Source organism: Caulobacter sp. GW456-12-1-14-TSB4 (assembly GCF_059424195.1).
Map to the genome: position 1 here is coordinate 1 of NZ_JBWKZF010000066.1, position 5120 is coordinate 5120.

At 67.7% G+C, this 5120-nt stretch carries 7 protein-coding genes; 1 reads left to right on the forward strand and 6 read right to left on the reverse strand.

Annotated features, from left to right (window positions below):
• Positions 1 to 102: 102 nt before the first annotated feature.
• The 5 genes from AC07YH_RS26540 to AC07YH_RS26560 form a co-directional block, all read right to left on the reverse strand.
• Entirely contained in the window at positions 103 to 672 is a 570-nt protein-coding gene (locus tag AC07YH_RS26540) for a sigma-70 family RNA polymerase sigma factor (protein WP_494749881.1), read from the reverse strand.
• A gap of 118 nt (positions 673 to 790) precedes the next feature.
• Positions 791 to 1408 carry a hemerythrin domain-containing protein gene (locus AC07YH_RS26545; protein WP_494749882.1) on the reverse strand — a complete coding sequence of 206 codons (618 nt, stop codon included), beginning with the start codon at positions 1406 to 1408 and terminating at the stop codon, positions 791 to 793.
• A 73-nt stretch (positions 1409 to 1481) separates the two neighbouring features.
• Entirely contained in the window at positions 1482 to 3398 is a 1917-nt protein-coding gene (gene uvrC, locus AC07YH_RS26550) for an excinuclease ABC subunit UvrC (protein WP_494749887.1), read from the reverse strand.
• 17 nt (positions 3399 to 3415) lie between these two features.
• The gene (locus AC07YH_RS26555; protein WP_494749883.1) at positions 3416 to 3694 is read right to left on the reverse strand and encodes a type II toxin-antitoxin system RelE/ParE family toxin; all 279 of its coding nucleotides are present in this window, start codon (positions 3692 to 3694) and stop codon (positions 3416 to 3418) included.
• Positions 3691 to 3966 (reverse strand): antitoxin, encoded by a 276-nt coding sequence (locus AC07YH_RS26560; protein WP_494749884.1) that lies wholly within the window; start codon positions 3964 to 3966, stop codon positions 3691 to 3693. Before AC07YH_RS26560 ends, AC07YH_RS26555 begins: the two co-directional genes overlap by 4 nt.
• A 61-nt stretch (positions 3967 to 4027) precedes the next feature.
• Here AC07YH_RS26560 and AC07YH_RS26565 point away from each other — a divergent pair, with 61 nt between their 5' ends.
• Positions 4028 to 4648 carry a TIGR02466 family protein gene (locus tag AC07YH_RS26565; RefSeq protein ID WP_494749885.1) on the forward strand — a complete coding sequence of 207 codons (621 nt, stop codon included), beginning with the start codon at positions 4028 to 4030 and terminating at the stop codon, positions 4646 to 4648.
• 15 nt (positions 4649 to 4663) lie between these two features.
• Here the strand turns inward: AC07YH_RS26565 and AC07YH_RS26570 are convergent.
• Positions 4664 to 5120: hypothetical protein (locus AC07YH_RS26570; RefSeq protein WP_494749886.1), on the reverse strand; the 457-nt coding region annotated here is incomplete at its 5' end.

The window sequence follows — 5120 nt, forward strand, 5'->3', positions numbered from 1 at the left end:
GCTGTCGGCGAAGCCGACTGAGGGGGCGTCGCCGGCCTAAGCCGAGCTGCCCCCTCCGGCCCTCCGGGCCACCTCCCCCAGCGGGGGAGGAGAAATCGACTTTTAAGCCGCCAGACGCTCCAGCGCCTTCAGCATCGAGCCCATGGCCTCGTGCACCGGCTTGCCGTCACGCTCGTAGCTGCCGGTCTCGAAGATCTGGACCAGGTCGGCGCGGGCGCGGCTGACGCGGCTCTTCACCGTGCCGACGGCGACGCCGATGATCTCGGCCGCTTCTTCGTAGCTGAAGCCGCCGGCGCCGATCAGGATCAGGGCTTCGCGCTGGTTCTCGGGCAGCATCAGCATGGCCTGGCGCAGGTCGTCCAGGGCGATGGCGCCGTCGAAATTGGTGTTGGCCACCAGGGTGCGTTCGGCGGTCTCCTGATCCAGGCCGACCGAGCGCCAGCTGCGGCGCTTTTCCGAATAGAACTGGTTGCGCAGGATCATGAAGGTCCAGGCCTTCATGTTGGTGCCCATGGCGAAGCTGTTGCGGCTGGCCCAGGCCTTGGCCACGGCTTCCTGCGCCAGGTCGTCGGCCGACGAGGCGTTGCCGCACAGCGACCGGGCGAAGGCCCGCAGGTGCGGGATCAGGGCGACCAGGTCGCGCTCGAAGGTCTTTTGGTCTTGCTGGTCCATGACCGCCTCCTTGACGATAACTTGAACCTTAAACGTGGCCTCAGCGCTTAAGGTTCCAGAGGGAACCGCGTTCTTCGAAGACACGGTTCCCCCGGGACATGGCGAGGCGCCTGGGACCTCAGTCCTTGAGCCGGATCTTCTTCTCGATCTCGGCGTCCGCCTTCTCGGCCTTCTTCCGGCGCTCGAAGACCTGGCGCATGTGGCGCGCGTCGGTGGCGCTGAGGCGCTTCTCGGCGGCGACGAACTGCTCCTGCTCCTCCTCGCGGATGTGGTGCAGGTACTCCTCCTTCAGGCCCGCGAACCGCCGCAGCCAGCCGGACGAGCCCATGTCGCGAGCGGCCAGGTCGGCCAGCATCTCGTCGATCTCCTTGTGCTCGGCGACGGCGTGGCGGGCGAACTCGGTGGTCTCCGGGTCGCGCAGCACGCTCGACCACAGGGCCTGCTCCTCGGCCGCGGCGTGGGCCTTCAGCTCGCGGGTCAGCTCCTCGAACAGCACGTGGCGGTCGTCGCTGTCGCCGTGCGTCTCCTCGATCATGGCCAGCAGGGCGCGGTGGCGGTCGTGGTCCTCGACCAGCCGGCCGAAGATGTCCGGATCGCCCCGGAAGGTGGTCTTCGGTGTGCTGCCGATCCTGGCCGCGATCTGCGGGGCGATAGCCTTGGCCTTGGCGATCGCCTCGGCCTTGGCGGTGCGTTCGCGTTGGGTAGCGGTGGTGGTGTCGTGGGTCTGCGCGCTCATAAGCTCGGCTCCGCTTGCGATGGCGTGATCATCAGCAGCGGCTACGCGTGCGCGGGTCGATTGGTTCCTTGCGTCAGCCCTTCCGGAAGAACCCGTGGATGCGTTCGGCCAGCGCCTGGCTGACGCCCTCGACCTTCACCAGATCCTCCACGCTCGCCCGGCCGACGCCCTTGGCCGAGCCGAACGCGTGCAGCAGGGCCTTCTTCCGCCCCGGGCCGACGCCTTCGATCTCGTCCAGCGGGTTCTTCTTCAGGTCCATGGATCGGCGGGTGCGGTGCGCGCCGATGGCGAAGCGGTGCGCCTCGTCGCGCAGGCGTTGGAGGTAGTAGAGCACCGGCGACTTCGGCTCGAGCATGAACGGCGTCTGGCCGGGAATGAAGAACCGCTCCAGCCCCGCGTCGCGGTCAGGACCCTTAGCCACCCCGACGACGGCGATGTCGTCGACGCCGAGGTCGGCCATGATCTCCAGGGCCGCGTCCAGCTGGCCCTTGCCGCCGTCGACCAGCACGAGGTCGGGGCGGTTGGCGTCGTCGCCTTCCTCCTCTTCCTTGACCAGGCGGGCGAAGCGGCGCTTCAGCACCTCCTTCATCATGCCGTAGTCGTCGCCGGGCGTGAGCTCGGTGCTCTTGATGTTGAACTTGCGGTACTGGCCTTTCATGAAGCCTTCCGGCCCGGCCACGATCATGCCGCCGACGGCGTTGGTGCCCTGGATGTGGCTGTTGTCGTAGACCTCGATCCGCTCGGGGGGAGCCTCCAGCTTGAAGGCCTCGGCGACGCCGGCCAGCAGCTTGGTCTGGGCGCTGCCCTCGGCCATCTTGCGGCCCAGGGCTTCGCGCGCGTTGGTCAGAGCGTGGCCGACGAGGTCGGCCTTCTCGCCGCGCTTGGGGACGGCGATCTCGACCTTGCGGCCGCTCTTCAGGGCGAAGGCCTCGGACAGCAGCTCGGTCTCGGCCGGCTGGACATTGGCCAGGATCAGGCGCGGGATCGGCTTGTCGTCGTAGAACTGGCCCAGGAACGCGGTGAGGATGCGCTGTTCCTCGGTGGTGGTCTCGTCCTCGGACTCGTCGGCGGAACCGGCCACGCGCGGGAAGTAGGCGCGGTTGCCCCAGTTCTGGCCGGCGCGGAAGAAGAACACCTGCACGCAGGCCTGGCCGCCCTCGACGTGCAGGGCGACGACGTCGGCCTCGTCCACGGTCTCGGGGTTGATCTGGGTTTCCTGGGCGACGCTGGAGAGCGCGCGGATGCGGTCGCGCAGGCGGGCGGCGCGTTCGAACTCCAGCTCCTCGGCGGCCTCTTCCATCTCCTTGGCCATGGTCGCCATGACCGCGCGGGACTTGCCGCGCAGGAAGGCTTCCGCCTGGTCGACGAGGCCCTGGTAGTCCTCCTTGCCGATCAGGCCGGTGCAGGGGGCGGCGCAGCGCTTGATCTGGTGCAGCATGCAGGGCCGGTCGCGGGCGTCGTAGACGCTGTCGCTGCACGAGCGGAGGAGAAACGCTTTCTGCAGGGTGTTCAGCGTGCGGTTCACCGCCCAGGCGCTGGCGAACGGCCCGAAATAGTCGCCCTTGAGGGTGTGGGCGCCGCGGTGCTTGCGCAGCTGCGGCGCGTCGTGGTCGCGGCGGATGACGATCTCGGGGAAGCTCTTGTCGTCGCGCAGCAGCACGTTGAAGCGCGGTTTCAGCTGCTTGATCAGATTGATCTCGAGCAGCAGGGCGTCGGCTTCGGTGCGGGTGGTGATGAACTCCATCGACCGCGTGGCGTCGACCATGTTGGCGATGCGGTTGGTGTGGAAGCGGCCTTGGGCGTACTGGACCACGCGCTTCTTCAGGCTCTTGGCCTTGCCGACGTACAGCACCTCGTCGGCCTCGCCGATCATCCGGTAGACGCCCGGCGCGTCAGGCAGGCGCGTGACCTCGTCCTTGATCAAGGCGGCGCCGATGAGGCGGGGCGAGGCGTCGGTGTCGGTGGTGGTGTCGGTCACGAGGGGAGATATAGGCGAGTCCGGAGCGTTCAGCGACGTTCGAGACTATGGAAGACGCGGGACAATGTAACCCGCTCGGTGTGGATGACGTACCGCAGAACATAGCCGGTCGAGCTGAACCGGACGGTCAGCTCTCGCTGATTGTTGCGTACGAGGCGTCCACGCTCGGGAAATTCGGCGAGAGTCTCAACGGCCGCGAGGATCGTCCGGACCGCGCGTCTGGAGGCGTTCGGTGCGCGCGGCGCCAGCCAGGCGCGCAGGTATTCGATGTCCCGGCGGGCTTGCGCCGAGATTTCGATTGTTCTCATCCAGCGTTTCGCGGGCGCGGTTCAGGCGGGGGAAGTTCATTATCCGTGTCCCACGACTCTACCCAGCGGATGACATCCTCCAGGGGGATGCCGCCGTTGCGCTCGGTCTCTTCCGCGATGCGCTGGACATCCTGCCAGTGCGCCTCGTTGTCCTCGAAGCCAGGGCGTTCCACGAAGTCGCTCTCAGGCGGCTTCTGAGCGAAGACCGCCGAGTTCCGGCCGACTGCTTCGGCCGGCGCTGCATCGATCTTGGGTGTCATCTTACCGGACATGTTCTCATGATGTTCTATTGGTGGTTTGTCGTCAATCACGAGGGGCGCTATGACGCCCCCCATGACCACGCGCCCGCTCTTCGTCACCCCGCTCTATGAAGCCAGCCTCGCCAGCGAGAAGGACGCCGAGGCGTTCATCGACGAGCTGCACGACGCCTGCATCGCCATCGCCGAGGACGACGAGGCCGGCCAGGCCTGGGCCTATAACAAGGGCTATCTGGGCTATACCTCCTACGCCTCGCTGAACGACCTGCCGCAGCGCGACAGCCTGTTCGAGGCGCTGAAGAAGAAGCTGGACAGGCACGCCGCCGCCTTCGCCAAGGACTTGGCCTTCGACCTAGCCGGCGGCAAGTTGGTCATGGACAGCCTGTGGATCAACATCCTGGAGCCGGGCGGCTCGCACAGCGGCCACATCCACCCGCACAGCGTCATTTCCGGCACGGTCTATGTGACCATCCCGCCGGGCGCCTCGGCCCTGAAGTTCGAGGACCCGCGCCTGCCGATGATGATGGCCGCGCCCACGCGCGCCGACGACGCGCCCGAGACCCTGCGGCCGTTCATCTACGTCAAGCCCTCGGCCGGGACCGTGCTGATGTGGGAGAGCTGGCTGCGCCACGAGGTCACGACCAACCAGGCCGACGAGCAGCGCATCAGCATCAGCTTCAACTACGCCTGGCGGTAGGGTGGGCGGTAAGCCCTACGGACCGCAGGTCCAGGTCCCGGGGAACACCCGCTTGGCGCCGTCGGCGCGGTCGTAGGTGAGCGTGGCCGGATAGGCCGGCGACTCGCCGCCGCCCGTGGCCTTGCCGGTGATCGCGACGGTCACCGTCTTGCCCTGGCCGCTGAAGGCCGTGCCGTTGACCATGGCGTCGAAGCCGCCGGGGGCGACGACCTGCTCGACATAGCCGGCGACCTTCACCAGGCCAAAGCCGGGCTCCTTGATCCCCGAGAAGCCCGAGCCGACTAGCAGCAGGGCATTGGCCTTGTCGCGGAAATGGCAGCTGAGCTCGCCTTTCAGCGGGTGGGCCTGCTGGTCGGCCAGGGTGATGTCCGACAGCTGGATTTGCGAGCCGTCGCCGCCCACCGTTCCACCTTCGGCGGGTGTCGCGGCCACGGGCGCGGGGACGGCGGGCGTCACGGCCGGGGTCCGGGTC